Consider the following 24,076-nt stretch of genomic DNA (forward strand, 5'->3'; position numbering starts at 1 on the left):
GCCCACTCGTCGTCAGACGTTCCCTGGTGTCAGCCCTCGGCGTGGGCCGCCAGCCACAGGTCGGGGCCGAAGACCTCGTAGCGGATGTTCCGCGCGGGGATGCCGGCCCGGAGCAGCTGGGTGCGGACGGCGCTGCCCGGTCGCTGTCGTGCCGCAGTGAGCCGTCGACGCGGTGGAAGGCCGTCGTCTTCGGCCAATCGGCCGTCAGTTCGCCCGCGACCCGTGCCGCCCACGCCTCGATCGCGGGGAAGTCACGGAAGTCGCCGGCCTTGCCGTTGCGGAGGATCATCCGCGCGACCCCGCCCTTCGCGCCCTCCTTCAGGCAGCAGCCGAACGTAATGTGCCCCCTGACATCGATTCGGTCCATGGCGCGCCTCACACCCACCACGGGCGGGATGTCCCGTTGCGAGGCCGAGACGTCCAGCGAGCATGACCAACGCGGCTCGTACTCGCAGGTCGCCTGGCTCACACCCTTCGGGGTACGACGGCGACGGGGCAGGCCGAGCGGTGCAGCATCGCGTGGGCGACGCGGCCGAGTTGGAGGCCGAAGTGGCCCTCTCGGCGCCGGGCTGCCACCACGAGCAGGTCAGCGTCCGCCGAGGCGTCGAGCAGGACCCGGCGGGCGTGTCCCTCGACGGTGCGCTGCCGCACCTCGACATCGGCCGGGATGTCCCGCACGGCGGCTTCCAGGATCTCCGTGGCCCGTTTCTCGTGCAGCCGGGACGGTTCGCCGGCCAACAGCGGGTGGTCGGTCGTCTCGTGCGCGGGGCAGCGCCAGGCTCGTACGGCCTCCAGCGGCACGCCTCGGTATCGCGCCTCCTCGACGGCGAAGCGCACCGCCGCCGAGTCCGCCGCCTTCTCGCCGACGCCCAGGACGATGCGGCGCGCCCCGGAGCGGACCTGGTTGTCGTGGCTGCCGCGCAGCACGATCACCGGGCAGTGAGCGTGGCCGGCCGCCGTCACGCTGACGGAGCCGAGAAGTGCCTCGGCCATGCTGCTACGGCCGCGCGAGCCCAGGACCAGCGCGGAGGCGATGCGGCTTTCCCGTACGAGCGCGTACTCGGGTTCCTCGGGCAGCACGTCCGTGGTGACCTTCACGTCGGCCTGGCGACCGTGCACACGGCGCGCGGCTGTCTCGACGATGTCCTCGGCCATCACTTGTTCGGAGGGCTTGCCGAGGTCCTTCGCGAGCGCAGTGCCTTCGTACCGTTCCCACAGCGAGGCGTACACCAGCCGCAGCGGCACCCCACGCAAGGCGGCCTCATCGGCCGCCCAGTCGACGGCACGCAGGCTCTGCTCCGAACCGTCCACACCGACGACCAGGGGGAGTTCCATCGCCCTCACCTTCCCGCGCCCAGGTCGAAGACGATCCGGGCCTTGATCTCGCCGCGCAGCACCGCGTCGATGGATTCGTTCACGGAGGCGAGCGGGCGGGTCTCGTAGATGACCTTCGTGCGGCCGGCCGCGTGGAGCTGGAAGACCTCGGCGAGGTCCTGTCGTGTGCCGACGATGGAGCCGATCACCGAGGTGCCGTTCAGTACGGTGTCGAAGATCGGGACCTGGACGGTGCCGTGGGCGGGCAGGGCCACCATGACGAGCTTGCCGCCGCGCCGCAGGCCGGAGTTGACCGCCGCGAAGGCGGCCTCGTTCACGGCGAGGGCGATGGCCGCGTGGGCGCCGCCGTGCTTCTTCAGTTCCTTGCCGACGTCCTGGTTGCGAGCGTCGATGACGAGGTCGGCGCCGAGCTCGGTGGCGAGTCGGAGCTTGTCGTCGGTGACGTCGATCGCGGCGACGGTTGCGCCGGCGATCTTGGCGTACTGCACGGCCAGGTGTCCCAGGCCGCCGATCCCGGAGATCGCCACCAGTTGCGTGGGCCGGACGTCGGCGACCTTGAGGGCCTTGTACGTCGTCACGCCCGCGCAGGTCAGCGGGGCCGCCTCCAGGGCCGTGACGCCGTCGGGCACCGACTGCGCGAAGTCGGCCCAGGCGAGCATCTTCTCGGCGTAGCCGCCGTCGCAGCCGTACCCGGTGTTGATCTGCTGCTCGCACAACGTCTCCCAGCCGGACAGGCAGTGCTCGCACCGCCCGCACGCCTTGCCCAGCCACGGCACGGCGACCCGCTGTCCGACGGTCAGGTGGGTGACGCCCTCGCCGAGCTTCTCGACCAGGCCCACGCCCTCGTGCCCGGGCACGAACGGCGGGTTCGGCTTCACCGGCCAGTCGCCGTGGGCGGCGTGGATGTCGGTGTGACACAGCCCGGAGGCCTCGACGCGGATGCGGACCTGGCCGGGACCGGGCTCGGGGTCGGGGCGCTCCTCGATGACCAGGGGCTCGCCAAAGGCTCGTACGACCGCTGCCTTCATGATCTTTTCTCTCCTCCGGGGTGGCGCGTCAGTCGTGCGCGACGACGGCGACGGGGGCGGTGGCGTGGTGCAGTACGGCGTGGGTGACGGTGCCGATGTGGGCGCCGACGGACGAGCGGCGGACGCGCCGGCCGACGACGACCAGGGAGGCTTCGCGGGAAGCGTCGATCAGGAGGAGCGACGGGCTGCCGAAGCGGGACTCCACGACGACCTCGATGTCGGGGTACTTCTGCCGCCAGGGGCTCAGCGCCTCGGCCAAGGCGTCGGCATCGCTCTGCACCAGCATTTTGGTGACTTCGGGGTCGAGGGCCATGCCGTAGGCGTAGTACGACGGCGGGTTCCAGCCGTGCAGGACGCGCAGCGGCACCGAGCGGCGCGCGGCGGCGTCGAAGGCGAACTCGATCGGGGCCGCGTCCGGACCGGCGGCATCCACTCCGAGCAGGACGGGGCGCAACGGTACGGCCACCGAAGGGATGCCTGCCGGGTCCCTGTCGTGCCGGCCCGCGGCCTGCTCGTCGGCGCGGACCAGGACGACGGGCCGCTCGGTGTGCGCCACGACCGCGAGGCCGACCGAGCCGACCAGGAATCCGCCGATCCCGCCCAGGCCGCGCGAGCCGAGGACGAGCAGTTCGGCGTCCTTCGCCGCGCGGGCCAGGACCTCGGCGGGCCGTCCGGTGAGCTGCTCGGTGGTCACCTCGACTCCGGGGTGACGCAGCCGCAGGCCCTCGGCGGACTCGCGCGGAATCCTCTCGCTCCAGTGCTGGTGTGTCTCGCCGCCCAGCAGCGGGGCCTGGGCCATGGGCTCCGGTACCGGCTCCCAGACGTGGACGAGCTTCACCGGCAGTCCGCTCAGCTGCGCCTCGCGGGCCGCCCAGTCCGCGGCGGCGCGGCTCTCGGGAGAGCCGTCTAGACCCACGGTGATGGTGCGGGACATGTTCTCCACCTCCTGAATCGGGGGGACCCGATTCCAGCGTCGTGTGCAGGGGGTTCTGCGGGGCAGGGCCGCTGGTCCTCCAGCGGGGACCATCGTTCCCCTGGACGGGGCGGTGGAACGGGCCCGGGGCGGGTCCGTCCCACCGTTGGCTCAGCGCAACCAGGTGTGGTCGCGGACGATCGGCAGCCGCGCCCACAGCCGCCCCAGGCCCCAGGTGGCGCCGGCACCCGCTGCCGCCACGGCGATCAGCGCCGCCGTGTAGATCACGTGGTAGTCGGCGAACGGATTCGTCGACATGCTCAGCGACCCGTCCGACAGGTGCTTGGCCGGCGGCCACTCGGCGATCCACATCAGCGCCATCATCGCCGTACCCGCCACCGCGGCCAGACGCAGCGCCACCCCGGTCATGAGGGCCACACCGATGCCGAGCAGCCCCAGCATGAACAGCCAGTCCACCCATGCGTCACCGGCCCACGAGTGGAACGTCGACTCCATCGGCCCGGCAGTGACGGAGCCCAGGAAACCCTTCGTCGGCGACCCACCGTCGATCCAGCCCTTGCCGGACGTGGTCGCGTAACCGAGGCCGAAGGTCTTGTCCAGGAACGCCCACAGGAAGACGAACCCGGTCAGGATGCGCAGGGACGCGAGGGCGTAGCGCTGCGCGGTGTGCGTGTCGAGACGTGCCGACACGGCGGACTCGGAGGCTGTCCGGTGCCGGCGGAAGGCCGGCAGGTGGAAGCCCGGGCCCCGGTGAGGGTGCTCGTGCGCGGCCATGGTGTTGGTCCCTTCGGGATGTCTGGGTCGTCGTTGTCTTGACGTCCCTCACTCTCGTCGGGTGCACCGGCCCGCACCGGATGCCGAAGGTCTCCGTCCGTTGGGCTGAACGTCCCTGTTCCCGGGACCCCTCGGGCGGGATGCGGAGCACCCGGACGACAGGGCCTAGGAAAACGCCAAGGACGCGATCCTGGTCCTTGCCGAGGCTGGTCGTATCGATGCCGTCATGGAGTCGCGCCTCTCACGCATTGACGCGGTCTTCGACGCGATGAGCGGGCCGAAGCATGCTGCCAGGTGGACATATGAGGCGCTCAGGACCTACAGCGGCCCGTGAGAGCACTTGAGCGCGCTCAACTCGCCCGTGGAAATGGAACTTGGTGGATCGTCACGGCGATGCTTATGATGCCGGAGATGAAGAACTTCTCCTCGTACGGATTGGGGGAATCGTCCGCGCAAGGTGAGTGCTGATGGCGCATCACTTCGCGAACGATATTCCGGCCCACTTGCTGATGTGGCAGCGCGTGCGTGAGTACGCCGTGCCACCGTCCATGATCGAGACCGCGACCGCACGGCGTGCGGTCGGTGACTGGGCGGGGGCCTGCGCCGCTGCCCGTATCGACGTCGATCTCGATCTGCGCGCCGTGCGTGACCGCCACGGCACTGATGTTGTCACCCAACTCCGGGCAGATCTGCGTCGGCTGGCGCCGGATCTGCTCCGCTGGCACATGCCCCGGATCGCCCCCGGCGGGCGGCTCAGGCCCGGTCTCACCCTCTCTCTGGCCCGTTACCGGAGTTCCGGCGCCACGCCGCCGCAGCTGGTGGTGCGGACACCGCCGCCCTGGGCGGACGCCGGACAGCGGATGTCCCTGGCCGTGTGGGAGGGCTCCGGGAACGGCGTCCCCGGACACCATCCGCACCCGCATCCCGACCGGCGATTCCGGCTCGACCTCCACCGGCATCTCTGGGACTCCGTGCGGAGCGGCGAACTGGCGCGGCGCTGCGGTGGGGGCGGGGCACCGTCCATGGCGCCGCCCGACCGGTCCACCGCACCCGGTCGGCCGGTCCTGCCAGTCCTGCCAGTCCTGCCGGATCGGCCGGATCGGCCGACCGTCCAGGATTCCGCGTGGGCGGTGACGACTTGGGCCGAAGAGGCCGAGTTGCTGTTGCGGGCCGAGGGGCGTACTCGCGGGGCCTTCACCGTGCGGCTCGGTGCGCAAGGCCGCGCCGTGCTCGAACTCGTCGCCCCCGATGACAGCCATGCCCCGACGTTCCGTCCGCTGCGGGAGGCGCTGCCGCCGCAAGAGGTCGCGCCGCTTCCGGTGCTACCGGAAGCGGCGGCCCGGGTCCTTCCGGATCTGGAGCTGCTGCGGGCCGGGCTGGTCGAGGCCGAGCGGCTGCATCCGCTCGTCGCCGCAGCCCTGGCGGCATTCGGCCCGGCACCGGTGGCCTGCCCCGCCTCCGAGCCCGGCGATCCGCACCGGGTGGAATGCCGGGGCGAGGTCCACCGGATCGCCCTGCGGGACGGGGTGCTGACAGCGATCGATCACGATCCGGCCCAACTGCGCCGGGAGGAGCTGCTGGTGGCGCTCGGCGGGCCGGCGCTGCCGTGTCTGCGGGCGATCGAGGCGGTGCACCGCAACCCGGAGGAACTGCCTGCCATCCGGGAGCGGCTCGGCCACGGTGACTTCGCCGGGGCGCTGGCCGTGGTCGAAGGGCTGCTCGGTCCCGGTGCGGTCCTGCGCGACGGGCCGCTCCGGGAGGAACTGGAGTCGGCCGCGGCCCGCCGCATCGACCACGGGCTCTTCCGCGCGGGGCTGGTCGCCGTGCACCCCGCTGCCGGTGCGGTCGGGGGCGGGAACGCCTCGGGCGTCGGGCATACGGAGGCGGGCCACCGTCCCCGGCTCGACCGTAGTACGCCTTACGACATGCGTCGCAAGCGGAGCAGCCGGGCCCGGCCCCGCACCGCCCTGCACTCCTGACCGGCTGCCGTCACCGAAGTCCCTTTCCCGCACTGCGCATACCGCGCCGCACGTCCTCACGACATCCGGGACGGGCCGTCCCGTTCCCCTATCCCCACCCCAGGTGATGCCCATGACTTCCAGCACCCTCCTGCCCGTCCCCGTCCCCGTCCCGGTCGCCGGGACGCCCGCGCCCACCCCCGCCGACGCATCCGGAACCGGAACCGGCACCCAACTCGGCCTCGCCGACGACCTCCTGACCCTCCTGCGGAAGACCACCACCGAGCCGCGCCCCGACGAGCAGCTCGAAGCGCTCACCCTGGCCGTCGCGGCCGACCTGCCCGTGCTGCTCTGGGGCGAGCCGGGCATCGGTAAGACCGCGGCCCTGACGCAGCTCGCCACCTCCCTCGACGTGCCGCTGACGACGGTGATCGCCAGCGTGCACGAGCCGTCCGACTTCTCCGGGCTGCCCATCGTGGGCGACGACCCGGCGGTGCAGGGAGTGCCGATGGCGCCGCCGCAGTGGGCCGTGGAGCTCGTGCGGGCCGGGCGGGGGCTGCTCTTCCTGGACGAGCTCTCCACCGCCACCCCGGCCGTCCAGGCCGCACTGCTCCGGGTCGTCCTGGAACGGAGGGTCGGTGCGCTGCAACTGCCGCCGGGGGTGCGGATCGTGGCCGCGGCCAATCCGCGCGCGTCGGCAGCGGACGGGTGGGAGCTGAGCCCACCGCTGGCCAACCGGTTCGTGCACTTGTACTGGGTGCACGACCGGGAGGTGGTGGTGCGCGGCCTTGGCGGGGTCTGGCCCCGGGCGGAGCTGCCCCGGCTGGTGCCGGAGCGGCTGCCGGAGGCGGTGGCTTTCGCCCGGCGCGCGGTCTGCGGCTTTCTGGAAGCCAGGCCGACGCTGATCCACCGGCTCCCGAGTACCGAGACACGGCGCGGCGGTGCCTGGCCCTCGCCCCGGAGCTGGGAGGCCGCGTTGACCCTGCTGGCCTTCGGCACGGCGGCCTCCGTCTCCCGGGAGGTGCTCGCGCTGCTGGTGCGGGGCGCGGTGGGGGACGGGCCGGGGCTCGAACTCCTCGCCCACCTGGACCGGATGGACCTGCCGAACCCGGAGTCGCTGCTGGCCGATCCGGCCTCCGCCGAGCTGCCGGTGCGAGGCGATCTGCGTCAGGCGGCGCTGGAGGCGGTGGTGGCCGCCGTCGGGGCGCGGCCGGAGCGCGAGCGGTGGGAGGCGGGCTGGGCGGTCCTGGTCCGGGCGCTGGAGACGGGCGCCCCGGACCTGCTGGTCGCCCCGGCGACGGCGTTGGCCGCGCTGCGGCGCGACGACTGGGAGGTGCCGGAGGCGGTGGAGCGGCTGGCCGGGGTGGTCGGTCTCGCCCAGCGGGCGGACCGGTCGGTGGGGCGGGCCTCGGCGTCGGCAGGCGCCGGGCATGCGACGGGGGTGCGCCGATGACGGGGGCCGCCAAGCGCCCGGGGCCCCGCCCGCTGCCGCGCCCGATGTCCCGGCCCGCGCCGCCGCGCCCGGTGCGGGCCACCGTGCCAGGGCCGCCGGCAGGCTCGGGCGGGCCGGACGATCGGCCCGGACTCCCGCTGGACATGGAGAAGTTGCTGGCCGCCCGGCTGCACGCGGTGAAGGTCCGTCCCTACCTGGCCGACGCGCTCTTCGCGCTGCACGTGGTGGAGGACCGGTCGGTGCCGACGATGGCGGTGGACGCGCACTGGCGCTGCTACGTCTCCCCCGGCTTCGTGGCGCGCACCCCGGTGGAGGAGCTGGCGGGCGTCTGGGTGCACGAGGTCTCCCATCTGCTCCGGGACCACCACGGGCGCGGTGAGCGGTATGCGCGGGAGCACGAGAAGTTCGGGGCGGGCGAGCGACTACGGCGGAACATCGCCGCCGACTTCGAGATCAACGACGACATCTACGGTGATGGTCTGCCCCTGCCGCGCGGGGCGGTGCTGCCGTCGCTGCTGCGGCTGCCCACCGGGCTGTTGATGGAGGAGTACCTGCGGACGGCGTCGATGTCCGGGCTCGCCGCGGACCTGGCCTGGCTGGACTGCGGCAGTGGTGCCGACGGGCACGACCGGCCGTGGGAGCTGGGGCCCGACGGGGCACACGGGCTGAGCAGGCAGCAGCGGGACGCGGTCCGCTTCCGGGTCGCAGAGGGGATCAAGGGCCGACCGGGCGCCGCGCCGGAGGGGTGGCGCCGATGGGCGGACGAGGCGTTCCATCCGCCGCAGCCGTGGCGGCAGTTGCTGGGGGCGGCGGTCCGCTCGGCGGCGGGTGCGCCGGGGGTGGGCGAGGACCACAGCTACCGGCGTCCCTCCCGGCGCTCGGCCAGTATCCCCGGAGTGCTGCTGCCGAGCCTGCGTCGTACGCCGCCCCGGGTCTGCGTCGTGATCGACACCTCCGGGTCCGTGAGCGACGCCGAGCTGGGCAGCGCGCTGCTGGAGGTGGCGGCGATCTCGCGGGCGGTGGGCGGGCGGCGCGACCTGGTCTCGGTGATCTCCTGCGACGCGGCGGCCGGGGTCGCCGTCCCGCTCTGCCGCGCCGAGAACATCGCACTGATCGGCGGCGGGGGAACGGATCTGCGCTCCGGTTTCGCCCGGGCGCTCCGCTCCCGGCCCCGCCCGGATGTGATCGTAGCCCTGACGGACGGTCAGACGCCGTGGCCCTCCGCGCAGCCGCCCTGCCGCACCGTCGTCGGTCTCTTCCCCCGTCCCGCCGGCGCCGCGGACGAGGACAACCCCGACTACGTCCCGGACACCCCGCCGCCCTGGGCACGTGTCGTCACCATCGGCTGATCAGCCGGGCAGACCGGAGGGGGAATTGCTTGGCCGGCCCGGTCGTCGAGGACGAGCTGGGCCTGCTGCCGGACAGCACCTGGCGGTGAGGCGCTCGAAAACCAGTGGAACAGCGCCGCTGTGCGCCATTACCGTGCTGCCGAACCAAGTCGTCCAGGCAAGGACATGCCGTTGTACACCCTGTGAGACCTCCCGAGCGCTGATTGGTCGCGCGTCGCACATGTGCGCCGCGCTGCTTTTTGCTGCGGACTTCTCACTGAAACCGGTGTACTTCTGTGCTCAACAACTGGGTGGTCATGCCCGCCTGCCTGCCGACCGTTCTCCGCCGTTGCCCCGCGTGCGCGTCCGAGCGCTTCCGGGCAAACGGCAAATTTCGCGTCAACGCGAACCACAAGCTCCTCGACGCCTGGCTCCTCGTGCTCTGTACCGCCTGCGGGGACACGGCAAAGCTCACGGTCCTGGAGCGGATGAACGTGCGCTCCGTACGGCCGGAACTGCTGGACCGGATGCATGACAACGACCCTGGCCTGGCAGCCGAGCTGCTCCAGGATCCGGTCGTGCGGCGCCGTAATCGCATCGCCCTCGACTGGGAGAACGCCTGGCGCCTCGACACCGGCGGATCGGATCACCTGGACCGCGAGGTGATCGACGTCTCGGTCCGCTTTGCGGCGCGGATCCCTGTCCGGCCGGTGCGACTGATCGCTGAGGGTTGCGGTCTTTCGCGGGCCGAGGTCGAGAGACTGATCACGGAGGGGAAGCTCGTTTCGGCAGTCCGGCTGAACGGCAAACTCTCCGGCGACTTCACCTTCACTCTCAAGCGCTGAACCCTCCTCGGCCCCAGGGGCCTGTCCGGCGAGATGCGCCGGACAGGCCCCTGGGCGCTCGAACGGGGTGTGCATCTCGGCGAGAAAGACAGGAGAAGTGCGGCGATCCGCGGCAGCCCGGATCGTTGCCGCGCGGCTGCTCCGCTGCCTGCCGGATGTGCTGCTCTCACCGAACACCCCGCAGGCAGATACGCGGGTCCCTTATCGTGTCGCGCCATGACGGTGTTGATCGTTGGTGGCAGCGGCTTCCTCGGCGACGAACTGGTCCGCCAGGCGTCAGAGGCGGGGCACGTCACGGCCGCGACATTCGCGACCCGCCCCGGATCCGCCCCGCGCGTTGCCTGGCATGCCCTTGATATGAGGGATCCACGGCGTGTGGAAGCCGTGGTGGCGGAGACAGAACCGCACGTCATCATCAACACCACGAGCGGCGGAGCCGACTGGGCGGTGACGGCGGAGGGGCCCGTCCGGCTGGCGTTGGCCTCCGCGCGATACGGGTGCCGGCTGGTCCATGTGTCGAGCGACGCGGTGTTCTCCGGGACCAGCTTCCGCTACGACGAATCGCGACTGCCCGATCCTGTCACGCCCTACGGCGCGGCAAAGGCCGCGGCCGAGACGGGTGTCGGCCTCGTGCACCCGGGCGCCGTCATCGCCCGCACTTCGCTGATCATCGGCGGCCGGCGTTCCGCACATGTGCGGGCGGTGCACGACCTGGTGTCGGGCAGACAGGACGGCGTGCTCTTCACGGACGACATCCGCTGTCCCGTCCATGTGGGGGATCTGGCCGCCGCCCTCCTGGAGCTGGCAGCATCCGACGCCCACGGTGTGCGCCACCTGGCAGGTGCCGATGCCCTCAGCCGTCACGAACTCGGTGTCCTCATCGCGCATCGCGACGGGCTCGACGCCTCCCGACTGAAGACGGGGCTGCGCAGCGAGGCGGGAATTCCTGGCGGACTCGACATCCGCCTCGACTGTCGCGCGACCCAACGAGAGCTGGGAACTCCGCTGCGCGGCGCCCGGCAATTCCTCACCGAGGGAACCTGAACGGCCTACCGCTGCCGGCAGATCGGGCTCGGCTGCACGGAAAGACGGGTCGCTCGGTGGAGCCGCCGTCAGGAGGCGGGCTGCGTCCCGCGTAGGGCTAAGGCTCGGGCCGGTCGCGGCATGACGTCAAGCGGCGGCAATGCGCACGGAAAACGCTGCGGAAGCGGTCGTACTCAAGCACCGCAAGCCGCGAGTGGGCGATCACGGTGACGCGACCGCCGCGCCGTGTCCCACCCGCGGCATGCGGGTCGGACACGGCGCGGCGGCGTCACGAAGGCGACGTGTCCGTCACTTCGCCCAGTAGATCATCCGGCCGTAGGCGGCCGGCGTCGTCGGGTCCGGGGCCCCTTCGCGGACCGTGGCCTCGATGAGCGGGTGCTCCTCGGAGAAGAGAGCGTCCAGCTCGAAGACCGCGTCGTCGATGTCCTCGTCGACCTCGGGCGTATGACGGCGAACCCAGAAGGTCAAGGTCACACGATCCCGCTCGGTGCGCACCGCCACGGCGATCACATCCGAGGAGATCAACCCCAGCAGCGCCTGAACCGCGTTGAGGGTTACTTCGTTCTCTCGCCGAAGCTGTTCTGAACTGGTCATGGCGCACTCGCATTGGGGTTCATGGGTACGACGCTCGGGCTCTTCGTCCCCTTGATCATGAAGATATGCGTGGGGACGCCCAATCGGTTTGCACGCGGATTGTTGTCATAGCCCGTGACGGACTTGACTCTGATCTGGATGTTGCCCGTCTTGGTCAGCCCCATCACCTGCGCCTGCCCGTTGTGGTACGCATCGAGTACGGCCTGGGCATCCGCGTTCGAATTGAAGTACCCGCCTCCCCGATAGCCCTGGCCGTTCAGGATGTGGCGCGCCTGCTTCTGCACGCTGATGGTTGCCTTGACCTCCGGCAGTTCGACGGTGTTCCCCTGGGAATCCGTCACGAACCGGGGGCAACTCGAATTGTGGACCAGGACCGGCACGGCCCCGGCCAGCACATAGTACGTGTGCAGCGCCCCGATGGTCAGGTCGTACGTGGTGGCGCGGGTGTGGTGCAGGTGGAGCCCGGTGACCTTGGCCGTGCCGGAGCGGGTCTGCAGGAGGTCGCCGACGTGCAGGTGCCGCGCCTCGACGAAGGCCGCCTGGGTCTTGTCGTAGAAGGGGTGGTGGAAGGTCGTGGTCAGGTGTGCGGCCCGGGCGCCCGGCTTCGTGGATCCGTCGTTCTTGACCGGGGCGACGGCCACGTCCACGAAGTCGCGGTCCGTGTGAGTCACGATGACCCGGGTCACCTTGTGACTCTGTGTCCCCGGCGCACCCGGTACGGAGTCGGCGACCTCGTCACCGACCTTGATCCGGTCGATCCGTTTGGTCGTGCCGTCGGCCATCAGCACCCGGGTGTCGCCCGTGAAACTGTGGGGCACCGCGCAGCCCGCCCCGGCCTTGCCGCCCACTTTGCCGCCCACATAGGAGGTCGCGGCTCCGACGACGGCGCTCAGCCCCACGTCCTTGGCGTCGCACTTCGTGACGCACTGGCCGGCCGCTCCGGAGGCGGCGCCCACGGCCACTATGCAGCCCAGGCCCTCCGTCTCCGGGCAGAGCAGGCCACCGACCAGCTCCACGCCCATGGAGGTCAGCGTGCCCTTCGTGCTGTTCCAGAGCTCCTTGCCCGTCACCGGGCCGAGGACGGCGAACTTGAGGCGGGTCTGGATCGCCTCGTAGGCGGGGGTGCCAGGGCGGTTCCAGTCGTCGGGGTTCTCCCGGATGATCATCCGCACGGCGTTCTGGAAGTTCTCCCTGCGCTTCTCAGGGATCGACGCGAGGATTTCGTTCGCCTTGCGGCACTGCGCGTTGCACGAGTCGGCGCCGTCGTCGCCGTGGTTCAGGATTCCCAGCGCGGCCCGCAGCGCCTCGGAGACAGCCAGGAGCGCCTTCACGGCGGCGAACTCCGGTGTGTGCTTGACCGCCCTGATCGCCCTGTGCGCCACATGCCGGATCGCGTGCACGACCTTGTGCACCGAGTGACGTATCGAATGGAACACCGAGTGCAACGCGTGGACCAGCGAGTGGTGCGCCGTCACATGTCTGTGTGCGACACGGTGGACGACGTGGTGCACCACATGCACGAGATGGTGCCGCACGTCGTGGACCGCGTGCACGACGTGGCTCACCAGCCGGTGCGCCGAGCTGGTCACATGGTGCACCGCCACATGCACGACCCGCTTGACCGTGTGGCGCACCGCCTGGGCCGCATGGTGTACCGCTCGATGGATGCTGTGGCTGATGCAGTGGACCGGGCTGCAGTGGCCGCTGGGGTCGGTGCCGAGGAGCGGGTCGTCGCCCACGTAGGCGAAGGGGTTGGCCGCCGCCGAGTCCGGGGCCGGGTCGACGGCCAGGGTGTCCTTGTTCATGAACTGGCCGGCGTCGGGGTTGTACCAGCGTGCGGCCATGTTGACCTTGCTGGTGCCCGGGTCGGTCCAGCCGGACTGGAAGCCCAGCAGTCCGAAGGCGTTGCTGGTCGCGGTGACCTTGCCCAGGGGGCTGTAGGTCGTGGAGCCCGCGAGTGAGGTCGCGCCGGCCGTGAAGGTGCCGATCACGTCGTCGTGCTGGTCGGTGAGGGCCAGCCGGCCGGTGGTGGTGCTGGTGGCGCCGGCCGTGTTGATGCCGACCAGACCGCCGGACGGGTCGTAGGTGTACTGGTACGACTGGTCGTTGGCGACGGTGTTGCCCGCGCCGGAGTAGGTCAGGGTCCGGGTGCCGCCTCCCTGGGTGGTGTCGGTGACGACCCGGCCGAGGGCGTCCAGGCCGTAGGTCTGGTTGCTCGCGGTGATCTGGTCGCCGTAGGCGTCCGAGGTGAACGCGGTGTTCCCGCCCGCGGTGGACTGCTGGGTGAGCGTGCCCCGGGCCGTGTAGCTGTAGGACTTCGTCCCGTCCGAGGTCAGCTGGTCACGCGCGTCGTAGGTGTAGACATCGGCGCCCGACTGAATGCGGTTGCCCGCGTCGTCGTAGGCGTAACCGGTCGTGGTGGTGCCGTTGTTCCACGAGGTGAGCCGGTCGGCCCAGTCGTAGCTGTAGGTGTTGTTCGACGCACCCGTGACACCGGTGGTGTTCTTGGACGTCGTGTTGCCGTTGGCGTCGTAGCCGTAGGTGACGGACGCCAGCGTGCTCGCACCCTGCTTGAGCGTGTCCCCGGTCAGCAGGTGCCGGCTGTTGTAGCTGAACGTGCGGGACTGCCCGCCCGTGCCGTACTGGATCGACGACATCTGCGAGAGGGTGTTGTACGCCACCGTCAACTGGGTGCCGGTGGCCGCGTCGTTCACCGACGACAGGCGTCCCGCGTTGTCGTAGCCGTACCCGGTGGTGCCCGCCGCGTCCGCCCGCGACGTCATCAGCCCGTCGTTGTCGTAACCGAAGGAACTGGTCCCGGCGGCGCCGGACGCCGACAGCAGGTCGCCGCGGTCGTCGTAGCCGAACGTCTCGCTCGTCGCGGCCTGGTGCCCGGCGCCGCCCACGGTGCCCGCCTCGGCCGAGTCGGCCGTCACCACACGCCCGTCGCCGTCGTAGTGGAAGGTACGGGTCGCCGTCGGCGCGTCCGCACCCGAACCCGACTGCTGGGTCAGGTTGCCCAGACTGTCGTAACCCATGGCGAGAGAGGCACCACCGGGCTCGGTGACCGACGTCACCTGGCCGTCCCCGTTGTACCGGTAGGTGGTCGTGGAGTCGGCCGCACTGCTGTACTGCGCCGTGGCAGGCTCGACCACGCTCTCCTGCAGACCCAGGGAGTTGTAGGTCGTGTACCAGTTGTTGCCGCGGCCGTCGGTGTAACGCGTGCGGTGACCGCTCGCGTCGTACCCGAAGGACGTGGTGATGGAGTGCGTGGAGCTGACCGGCTGGACCTCCTGCGTCAGCGTGTCCGACGCGTCGTAGGTGAACGTCGTGGTGTGACCCGCGGCGTCGGTGGCCGCGGTCAGGTTGTCGTTGCCGTCGTACTGGTTGAACGTCTGGCTCAGCAGAGCGTTCGACGCGTCGTACTCCTTGTGCTGCCCGGGCAGCCCCGACATCGTGTAATCGGTCTCGCCCCAGGTGCCGTCCGGCTGGATGGTCTTCTGGAGGTTGCCCATGAAGTCGTAGGTGAACCGGGTCGTGTTCCCGGCGCCGTCGGTGAGCGCCGTCCGCTCACCGACGTTGTCGTAACCGTAGGACTCGGTCCGGCCCGCCGGCGACAGGGTGCTCGCCAGGTTGGCGCCGCCCGGGTTCGTTGCGCTCGCCGTGTAGGAGTACTGAGTGGTCAGCGTCCGGGTGGACGGGTACCGCTCCAGGGTGGTGTCGGTGAGCTTGCGGCCCAGGTAGTCATAGGTCGTCTGGTTCGTGGCCCCCGTGCCGTCCGTCACCGACAGGGTCTCGCCCTCGGTGTCGTACGTCGTGTGGATCGTCGACGTGTCCGGCCGCGTCGTCCTGGCCAGGTTGCCCATCTGGTCGTACAGGAACGTGGACTGCTCACCGTCGGGCAGCCTCTGAGAGGCCACCGCACCGGAACTGTCGTACGCCCAGACCGTGGTCGGCGTGATCGCACTGCCGCCCGGCGGAGTGTAGGAGGGACCGGTCTCCGAGACCTTGCTGCCGTCGGCGTCATAGGCCGTGCTGGTGACGTTGCCGTTGGCGTCGCTCTCCTCGACAGCCTCACCGAAGGTGTTGTACCCGCTGCGATTCGACGGACGGACCGCCACCGCCTGCGAGCCGTTACCGGTCTCCGACTGCACGGTGGCATCGGTAGTGATCGCGAGGTTGCCGGCCTCGTCGTAGTCGTAGTTGGTGGTGTTGCCGTTGGGGTCGGTCATCGAGGTCGCCAGACCCCGCTTGTCGTACGACCACCGCGTGGTCTGCTGGTCGACAGAGCCGACCGTGCCGCCCGTGCGGCCCTTGCCGTACAGCGAGGAGACCTCGGAGGCGGACAGGGCCCGCTGGTAGACCTGCACGTTGGAAACACCGCCCGGCAGGGCATCACTGTTGGCGCCGGCGTACAGGTCCCGCCCGATGGTGAGCGGACCCGTAGCGCCCCACGGGGTGGTGTTGGTGCCCGTGGTGCCCGACTGGGTGCCGTTGACGTACAGCTTCATGGAGCCGTTGGTGGCGTCGAAGACGCCCACCACATGGGTCCAGGCACCGACAGCCGGAACCGCCGTGGAGTACGTCGCCGGGAAGGTCGGACCCGTGGCGTCCTTGCTCGTGTCGAGCAGGCTCCACAACGGCGCACCGGTGTGCGTGTAGTTGTACTGGAGCATGAACGCGCTGTTGGTCGTGCCGGTCTGCGAGACGATCGCCGCGTTGTGGGTCGGCAGCGAACTCATCTTCACCCACGTCGACACGGTGTACGACGCGGTGGTGTCCAGGACCGGACCGTTGGTGACGACACCCTGGGTGGTGGACGAGCCGTCGAAGTTCGCGGCGGAACCGCTCCACGTGACCCCGGTGGCGGTGCCGGTGTTGCCGGCACCGGAGGAGTCGGTGACGCCGGTGCCGGAGGTCTCGTCGAGCTTCCACCAGCCGGAGGGGTGACCCGAGGCATCCCCATGCACCGTCTGGGCGGTGAGGTTGCCCTTCGCGTCGTACGCGTTGGTCGTGACCCGGTCCCAGCCGGAGGAGTCCGTCTCCTCCGTCGAGGCGACCAGGTCGTCCGGGTTGTAGGAGACCGCGGTCGTACGGTGGACGCCCGCCGGGTCGACCGTCGTGGAGGTGGTACGCGAGGCCGCGTCCACGGCGTAGTCGGTCTCCGTCGCACCGTTGTCCGTGACGCGCTTCACCAGGTTGCCGGCCGCGTCGTACGTGTCCGACTCCTGCACGAAGCTCTTCGTGCTCCCCGGGTCGGTGTTGGTGACGGTCGCCACCAGATCGTCGTCGGTGTAGGTGTACGACGTGGTGTTGCCCATCGAGTCCGTCTCGGACGCCAGGCGCCCCGCCGGGTCGTAGGCACGCGAGAACTGCACCAGGTCCCTCGCCGCGGAGGGAGCGACCGGGTCGCCCGTGTAGTTCTTCAGCGTCTGGGTGAGCAGATCGCCGTTGGCGTTGTAGGAGTAGGCGAAGGTGGTTCCGTCGGGAGCCGTCTCCGACGCCTTGTTGCCGTAGGCGTCGTAGGTGTACGTGGTGGTCGCCCCGTTGGCCGCGCCGGCGTTGGCGTTGGCGTCCTTGGCACTCGCCACCTGGTCGTACGCGTCGTACGTCCAGGACTTCGTCCGCGAGGCATCACCACCGCTCGCGTCCGACACCGTCTGCGTCAGGACGTCACCGTCGTCGTCGTAACCCGTCGTGGTGACCGGGGTGTGCTGGGCACCGGTGATCCGGTCGGTCAGCAGCGGCGCGGTCTCCTTGGTGACACTGTCGTCGCCGTCGTACTGGAAGGACGTGGTCAGGCCCGACGGATAGGTGTCGGACACCTCAGTGTGCGTCAGTGTCCGGCCCAGGCCGTCGTACGTGAAGTTCGTGACCAGACCGCCGGTGTCGGTGTTGGAGGCCACGTCACCATTGTGGAAGTAGGAGACGGACGTGGTCGCACCGGACGGCAGGAGCACCTTGACCGGCAGACCCGCCGGAACGTTCCCGGTGTCCGCCGCCGGATAGCCGGCACCGCCGTCGGAGAAAGTCGTGCTGACCGTGCGCCCGTTGGGGAAGCCCGGCACTGCCGGACTCGTCTCGCTCGTCACGTTGCCGTGCGTGTCGTACCCGTACGACGTCAGATACGTGTTGTCCGTGGCCGAGGCCGAACGCGGGTCCCGGAACGTCAGCGGCAGGTCGTTGCGCGGGTCCGCCGTGGTCAGCTGGGACGAAGTGTCGTCCGGGTAGTAAGTGAAGTACCGCGTGGAGCAGTTGTTCGCCGCCTGGTTCTGGCAGCCGGTCACCGAGACGACGTTGCCGCGCGGATCGTGACCGGTGGTCGTCACAGCGCCGTTGGGGTCGGTGATGGTGCGCTGGAACCCGCCCGTGTCGTAGCCGAACGACGTCTTCTGGCCGAGACCATCGGACCACGAGATCTCACGGTTGCCATGCGTGGGGTCGTACACGTAGGTGAGCGTGCGACCGCCCGGGTCGGTCACGTTCACCGTCTTCACCGGGAGCAGTCCGGTGGAGTCCTGCGCCGCGTCGAACTGCGCGTCCACGTCGCCCGAGGACAGCTGCGAACGGTAGAACGCCGCCTCGGCGATCGAGCCCTTGAAGTAGGTGGCGTAACCGGTGTTGTCCGTCGAGCTGTTGTGCGCCTCGTCGGGCCAGTTGCCACCCAGGTAGCCGGCACCGACGTAGGTGTACGGCTGGCCCGTCATGGCGGCGGTACCGGTCTGCGAACCGACCATGTTGCCGTCCAGGTAGAGGGACTGGCTGGTGGCCGAGGTCGACAGGACCACGTGGTGCCACTTGTTGTCGGTCACCGCGGACGCCGACCCGATCGGCTTCGTCGAACCGCCCGAGAACCAGAACTCGCCGTACAGCTTTCCGCTGCTGCCCACATACAGGATGGGCGTGTACGAGGTCGGGGTGGTGGTGCCCAGCGGGTCCTTGGAGGCGCCGAACAGCACACCGTTGGTGGTGTTCGTCTTGAACCACATGTCCACCGACTCGGCACCGGAACCGGGCACCGTGCCACTGGGCAGTGTCACCTTCGAGGACGTGCCGTTGAACGACGCGGTGGTGTGGTCCGTGAAGGGACCAGCCGCACCGAGCGTCACGGAGTTGTACGTGCCCGTACCGCCACGCACCTCGTCCAGCGCCGTCGAGGCACCCGCCGACTCACCGAAACGGTAGTACTGGTTCGGAGCACCACCCAGCATGGTCGCACGGTAGACCTGGCTGGACCCGGTGATGCTCGGGGCGCCGAGCTGCCACACGCCACCGTGGTCGTCGGTGACCCGGGTGGCACGGGCGGCGTTGGTGTCGTAGTCGATCGCCGCGTACGTCTTGCCGGACGGCCGGGTGATGGAACTCAGCAGCGGCGACGCCTTGGTGGCCGCCGAATGGAGCGCCGTGACCTCACCGGCCGTCAGAGCGCGCGGGTAGAACGCGGCGTCGGCGATGGTGCCGTTGAAGTAGGTCGGGTAGCCGTTGTCACTCGTGGTCGAGTAGTGCGGCTCGTCCGGCCAGGTGCCGCCCAGGAAGCCGGCGCCGATGTAGGTGTGGTTCTGCAGCGCGCTGTGGTAGCCGTTGCTGTAGGAGATCATGCCCGACCGTGTGCCGACCTTCACCCCGTCCAGATACAGGGTCTGAAAGGAACCGGCACCCGAGAGCACCACCTCGTGCCACGCACCGTCGTTCACCGCACCGGTGCTCACGATCGGCGAGACGCCGGAGCTGTTCCAGAACTCCGCGTTCAGCTTGCCGTCCGTGCCGACGTAGATACCCGGGGTGTACTGCCCCTGGGTCATCGTGTAGCTCAGCGGCAGCGTGGAGTAGGAGAACAGCACGCCCGGAGCCGTCGTGGTCTTGAACCACATCGACATCGTCAGCTGGGTGGAGCTCGAGACCAGGCTCGGCGGCAACTCCACGGAGGAGGAGCTGCCGTTGAACTGGGCGGCAGTGGCGGTGGAGCCGGCCAGCGGGCCGGTCTGGCTCAGCGTCACGTTGTTGTAGGTGGCGTTGTCCGTGCCCTCGTTCAGGCCCGCGGAGCTGGCCGCGGTGGTACCGCTGGACTCGTTGAACTGCCATAGCGAGGACGCCCCGGCGTTCTCCACCTCGGTGCGGAACTGCGAACCGTTGGTATAGCCGTACGCCGTGCACTTGGTGGCCGACCGTGGCGAGCAGACCTTGGTCAGCTGGTCACCCGAGTAGCCGTACGTCCAGGTCAGCTCCGACCCGGCGATACCCGTGGTGGGGTCGGTGACCACGGTGGCGACATGCGCGGACGTCGCGCCGGTGGGCGTGGACCAGGTCAGGTTCAAGGACCGGCCGGACACGGCCGACTTCATCTTGGTGATGTGACCGGAGGTCCAGGTGAAGTCCACCTCACGGCTGTTGGCATCCGCGACTGAAAAGATGCCGTACACGCCCGTACCGAGCGGCTGGGAGAAGGTGTAAACGGTGTCGTTCTTGTCGGTCAGCGTGTAACCGGCCGACGGAGTGGTCACCGAGCGCAGCATCGCGAAGCGACCCGAAGGCGCGGAGAAGGTCCCGTCCGAGTTCTTGCCGAAGCCGACGTCGGAGCCGTCCGGGTAGGTCATCACGACACCGGTCAGCGTGCCGCTCGCGTCCTTCTGCTCGGTGACCTTGGCGTCGAAGACGCTCGACCAGCCGGCACCGAAGGCACCCGAGGTACGGAAGTCACGGGAGTTGTAGTCCCGGATGACATCCAGGCCCGGTCCCACCGTGTTGACGTGCGCGTCGGTGGCCTCCTCGGTGTAGTTGCCGATGGAGGCGTCGTAGCCCTGCGGGCTGTCGTTCTGCGACAGCGTGGACGTGAGGAACGGCTGCGGCACCGACGTCGTCAGCGCCGACATCGGGGACACTGTCGAGTACTTGGTTCCGTCGTAGGCCTGGGCGGTCCAGTTGTAGGTCGTGTTCCAGGCGAGCTTGCCCGAAGGAACCGTCCAGTTCGGGGTCGTCACCAGACCGGAGTCCACGACGAGGGCGCCGGAGGAGTTGTAGACCTTGAAGTCGTACTTCTGCGCCAGCGGGTTCTGCTGGAAGTCCGCGAACGCCTGGAGCTCCGGAGTCACCGTGGAGACGGAGGAGTTGTTCGCCGGGAAGGTCGCCTCCACCAACGGCGCCACGTCACCGGTGTAGTCATACACGATGTACGGCTCGTCGCCCGGGAAAGCCATCGAACCGAACTGCTTCCAGTGCACGGTGTCCGTGGTCGTCGCGTAGATCGCCAGACCGTAGTCCGCGGACGTGCCGCTGGCCCACTTCTGCATCGATGCCGTGTCCAGCGGAACCGTGACCCAGTCACCACCGGTCTGGTCGCCCGTGGTGTTGGCGCAGGCGTTGGGCACGGACGGGGTCACGCTGCCGATCGAGGCACCGTGCGCGGGACCCGGGTAGGTCATCGCGTCGGTGGGGTCCCAGGCAGCGGAGACCTGCGCGACGTTGAAGGACTCAGGCGTGCAGGTCGAGGCCCATATGTCGTACAGGTGCAGGTTCGCCGAGACCAGGGTGACACCCGAGCCGTCGAAGCTGTCCCGCCAGTCCTGCACGAACGACACCGCCGAGTGCGTGCCCGAGTCGTAGGAGCCGACCTTCAGGGTCTGCTCCTGCGAACGGTCCGCCGCCGCGTATCCCGACTCGGTGTAGGTGGTGTGGACGTAGTCCCACACCGAGGTGTCCGGGTCGACCGTCACCGGGAACACGCGCGACTTCGCGTGCAGCCAGGCCGCGTTCAGGGTCATCTTGAGCGCGGGCTTGCCGTGCTCGGTGATCAGCTCGTAGGTCACCGCGTGCGTGGTCGCGCGCTCACCCGACACCTTGTTGATCTTCGAGTCGAACGCGTAGGCCGACGGGATCGACGCGACACCCTTGCCGTTGGCGTCACGCAGGTCGACTCCGCCCGCCTTGTTCAGCTTCGCCGTCAGGCCCTTCAACTCCAGTGGGAAAACCCACGAATTGGCAGCCCTGGCCGAGTGCAGCACCAGCGCCTGGCGCAGACCGATCGACGTCGATGTGAGCTGCAGATCCGTGTCGGGCAGGACCTGCGGGTACGACACCGTCGAACCCTTGGCCGTACCCGCCACCGCCGCAGCACCGTCGAGACCGAACCCGACGCTCTTGCCGTCCTTGCCGAACGAGGCCAGGTTCTTGTCCGAGGACTTCGCAGCGAAGTCGACGGCCAGAGAGTTGGCCTTCTCACTCCACCGGCGGTCCGCCCGCCGAGCGACGGCTGCGTCGATCGGGCGCCAAGTCCCCTTGCTGTCCTTGTAGTTCAGCGGGAACGGAGAGACCTTGCGACTGAAGGAGCCATCCGCGTTGTGGTAATAGGTCGACTTCCGGGTCGACTTGCTCGCCACCCGCGTGCTGGTGCGGGCCTTGAAGCCGGCGAACGCGGCACTCTTGCCGATTCCATGCTTGCCCTTGTTCGGGGCGTACGCCGACAGTTCACCCTTGCCGCGGCCCTGAGGATGCCCCACGCCGCGACCTGCCCGAGTGGCCGCGGCGGCCACCAGGTGGCGATGACCAGCCGCCGAGCCCGAATGCTGACGCGGCACACCACCCCAATGAGGGTCGCCGGCCATCCACGACTGAACGAAGCCGCGGAGTCCGGACAGCGACAGGGGCTGGAGCGTCAGGCCCTGCGCCATCGCGTCCTGCGTGGTCAGCATGAGCGCGAGCCCGGTGAGCGCCAAGACAGCGGTGGCGCGCCTGAGGCGCCGCACAAAACCGCGCCACTCCGGGGAAGGCCTGACGGATCTCCACTGCATGACTATGGACTCCACGAACTCGACAAAGAAGCTAAGTGATCATCACAGCCTTGGTCATGTTCACGCCAGTGAATGTTGGTCATCTTTGAGCAAAGCAAGATCTCGACCGGGAACCTTCTCGGCATGAAGATCTCGGCAGCGCCCCCCTATGGCGACACACTCACGGGTGAGGCTGACGAGCCCTTCTTCCAGGACCTCAAGCGGGAGTTGCTCCACGGACGGCGCTGGAGCGACAACCGGCGCCGACGGCACTCCGCCCTCGACTACCTCACACCGATCGAGAGCGACTTCGACGCCTACTCATGGCCGGCAAGCGGTATCCCCGGTGGCGTCGTAGTGCCTTCGGTCCGTACCCACGATGAAAGTCCACAAAAGAGAGGAACCCCAGCCGACGCACGGCTGGGGTTCCTTGAGGCGACGAGTATCGGTCAGCAGGTGGAGTTGCCCACGCCGTGAACCCCGCGTCTGCGAGTCGGCAGACCGCACCAGATCGCGATCATCGTGGATCAGGCAGGTCAGCGCTGCAGGGTAAGGACACCCGGCCGCCAGGGCAGTTGGTCGTAGGGGCCGCCCGCGGTGGGAGACTTGCCCTGGTAGAGGAACTGCAGGTTGCAGGGGTCGATGGTCATGGTCTGGTCGGGGTTGTTGCGGACCAGGTCACCGTGGCTGATGTCGTTGGTCCAGTTGGCACCGCTGTTGGCCTTGCCCGCGAAGGGGTTGCTTTCGCTGCTGGCCTGCGGGGTCCACGAACCGCTCAGGCTGGAGGCCGTGAACGAGCGGAAGTAGCGCCCATTCGCGCCTATCGCCTCAACGATCATGAGGTACTGGTTCTGGTCCTGAACCTTGTAGACCTGCGGTGCCTCGAACAGGTTGTTCGTGGAATCGCTCATGACCGTCGTGTAGGACGAGCCGAAGTTGCCCGGGAAGTTCCCGATCGGCATGCTCGCCCGGTAGATCTTGCCGTTGTCACCGGCGAAGAACAGGTACATGTTCTGGCCGTCGGCGATCAGGGTCTGGTCGATCGGGGCGGAGTTGGGGATGCTGCCGGTGAACAACGGCTGCGGCGAGGACCAGCCGTTGGGGTTGGTGGGGTCGCTCGACGTGCGGTAGAAGAAGGGCCACGCACCCCACTGGGACGCCAGCACCCAGATGTTCTTAGGTGCGAAGTAGAACAGCGTGGGCGCCACCGTGGACTGGCTCATCCCGGTCTGGCCGGCCGACGCCATGTCCGACCAGTTCGTGAAGGGACTGAACGCCATCGAGCCGTACCCCGATCCCGACACGTTCGACGCGTAGACCAGGTGCTTGCCGTTGTAGACCACGTTGGAGAAGTCCTTCAGCGAGACCCACCCGTTCGCCGGCTGCGCCAGCACACCCGTCGACGTCCACCGGTATGTCGATGGAAGAGGACACGTGCCGCCCGGCGTCCCGGACAGGCCGGTCCACTTCTGGTTGCTGCCGCCGTTGCACGTCCAGATCTCCACCGCCGTGCTGTTGGCCGTACCGGCGCCCGTAACGTCCAGGCACAGCCCGGACTCCACGCCGACGATCGTGCCGTCGGAGTTCACCCGCCACTGCTGGTTCGCACCGCCGCTACAGGTCCAGATCTGCACCCGGGTACCGGCCGCGGTGGCGTGGCCCGGAACATCCAGGCACTTGTTGCCGTACACGGTCAGCTGGTTGTTGTCCGTCAATGTCCACTGCTGGTTTGTCCCGCCCGAGCAGTCCCAGATCTGCAGGTACGTGCCGTCGGTCTGGCTGGCGTTCGGTACATCGAGACACCGGCCGGAACCAACACCGCGCAAGGCGCCGCTGGTGGCAGCCTGAGCCGGGTTGGCGACGAGCGTCGCCGCCAACACGAGCAGGGCCGCAACCGCAGCGGCGAACACCACAGACAGATGTCCGCGGCTGAAACTTCGTCTGCGCATGAGGACCTCGTAATCCTTGAGTAAGCGGTTCCGGTTGGCCCCATCAGAGGCTGTCCAGACTGTCGATGTCG

General features: G+C 69.3%; 13 protein-coding genes and 2 pseudogenes. 6 read left to right on the plus strand and 9 right to left on the minus strand.

Annotated features, from left to right (window positions below; genetic code table 11):
• Positions 1-29: 29 nt before the first annotated feature.
• The 6 genes and pseudogenes from Q2K21_RS18980 to Q2K21_RS19005 all read right to left on the minus strand — a co-directional run bounded on the left by Q2K21_RS18980 (position 30) and on the right by Q2K21_RS19005 (position 4,071).
• Positions 30-197, minus strand: coding sequence for a hypothetical protein (locus Q2K21_RS18980; RefSeq protein ID WP_310781413.1), 168 nt, complete (start codon positions 195-197; stop codon positions 30-32).
• 5 nt (positions 198-202) lie between these two features.
• Positions 203-433, minus strand: a pseudogene (locus Q2K21_RS18985) (flavodoxin domain-containing protein); the annotation flags it as partial.
• 32 nt (positions 434-465) lie between these two features.
• Positions 466-1,335 (minus strand): universal stress protein, encoded by an 870-nt coding sequence (locus tag Q2K21_RS18990; protein WP_310772454.1) that lies wholly within the window; start codon positions 1,333-1,335, stop codon positions 466-468.
• A gap of 5 nt (positions 1,336-1,340) precedes the next feature.
• Positions 1,341-2,363: an alcohol dehydrogenase AdhP gene (gene adhP / locus Q2K21_RS18995; RefSeq protein ID WP_310772456.1), complete on the minus strand. Its 1,023-nt coding sequence runs from the start codon at positions 2,361-2,363 to the stop codon at positions 1,341-1,343.
• 28 nt (positions 2,364-2,391) lie between these two features.
• Complete coding sequence (locus tag Q2K21_RS19000; protein ID WP_310772458.1) at positions 2,392-3,297, minus strand: universal stress protein; 906 nt, start codon at positions 3,295-3,297, stop codon at positions 2,392-2,394.
• 150 nt (positions 3,298-3,447) lie between these two features.
• Complete coding sequence (locus Q2K21_RS19005; protein ID WP_310772460.1) at positions 3,448-4,071, minus strand: hypothetical protein; 624 nt, start codon at positions 4,069-4,071, stop codon at positions 3,448-3,450.
• A gap of 467 nt (positions 4,072-4,538) precedes the next feature.
• On the opposite strand from Q2K21_RS19005, the gene Q2K21_RS19010 reads away from it, so the two are divergent.
• The 5 genes from Q2K21_RS19010 to Q2K21_RS19030 all read left to right on the plus strand — a co-directional run bounded on the left by Q2K21_RS19010 (position 4,539) and on the right by Q2K21_RS19030 (position 10,699).
• Entirely contained in the window at positions 4,539-6,050 is a 1,512-nt protein-coding gene (locus Q2K21_RS19010; RefSeq protein WP_310772464.1) for a hypothetical protein, read from the plus strand.
• Between the two features lie 112 nt (positions 6,051-6,162).
• Positions 6,163-7,482: an AAA family ATPase gene (locus Q2K21_RS19015; protein WP_310772466.1), complete on the plus strand. Its 1,320-nt coding sequence runs from the start codon at positions 6,163-6,165 to the stop codon at positions 7,480-7,482.
• Between the two features lie 143 nt (positions 7,483-7,625).
• Entirely contained in the window at positions 7,626-8,831 is a 1,206-nt protein-coding gene (locus Q2K21_RS19020) for a vWA domain-containing protein (protein WP_310772467.1), read from the plus strand.
• 275 nt (positions 8,832-9,106) lie between these two features.
• Positions 9,107-9,655, plus strand: coding sequence for a DUF1062 domain-containing protein (locus Q2K21_RS19025; RefSeq protein WP_310772469.1), 549 nt, complete (start codon positions 9,107-9,109; stop codon positions 9,653-9,655).
• 216 nt (positions 9,656-9,871) lie between these two features.
• Positions 9,872-10,699, plus strand: coding sequence for an SDR family oxidoreductase (locus tag Q2K21_RS19030; RefSeq protein ID WP_310772471.1), 828 nt, complete (start codon positions 9,872-9,874; stop codon positions 10,697-10,699).
• A gap of 288 nt (positions 10,700-10,987) precedes the next feature.
• Here the strand turns inward: Q2K21_RS19030 and Q2K21_RS19035 are convergent, their stop codons facing one another.
• Positions 10,988-11,293: a hypothetical protein gene (locus Q2K21_RS19035; protein ID WP_310772473.1), complete on the minus strand. Its 306-nt coding sequence runs from the start codon at positions 11,291-11,293 to the stop codon at positions 10,988-10,990.
• Positions 11,290-21,978, minus strand: coding sequence for a LamG-like jellyroll fold domain-containing protein (locus tag Q2K21_RS19040; RefSeq protein WP_310772475.1), 10,689 nt, complete (start codon positions 21,976-21,978; stop codon positions 11,290-11,292). Before Q2K21_RS19040 ends, Q2K21_RS19035 begins: the two co-directional genes overlap by 4 nt.
• 249 nt (positions 21,979-22,227) lie before the next feature.
• On the opposite strand from Q2K21_RS19040, the pseudogene Q2K21_RS35805 reads away from it, so the two are divergent.
• A pseudogene (locus Q2K21_RS35805) lies at positions 22,228-22,359 on the plus strand (IS3-like element ISRhosp1 family transposase); the annotation flags it as partial.
• Positions 22,360-22,592: 233 nt separating this feature from the next.
• On the opposite strand, the gene Q2K21_RS19050 reads toward Q2K21_RS35805, so the two are convergent.
• On the minus strand, positions 22,593-24,005 hold the full coding sequence (locus tag Q2K21_RS19050) for a non-reducing end alpha-L-arabinofuranosidase family hydrolase (protein WP_310772479.1): 1,413 nt from the start codon (positions 24,003-24,005) through the stop codon (positions 22,593-22,595).
• Positions 24,006-24,076: the final 71 nt, after the last annotated feature.

Origin of the sequence: Streptomyces sp. CGMCC 4.7035 (assembly GCF_031583065.1) — a bacterium.
Classification (GTDB): domain Bacteria; phylum Actinomycetota; class Actinomycetes; order Streptomycetales; family Streptomycetaceae; genus Streptomyces; species Streptomyces yaanensis.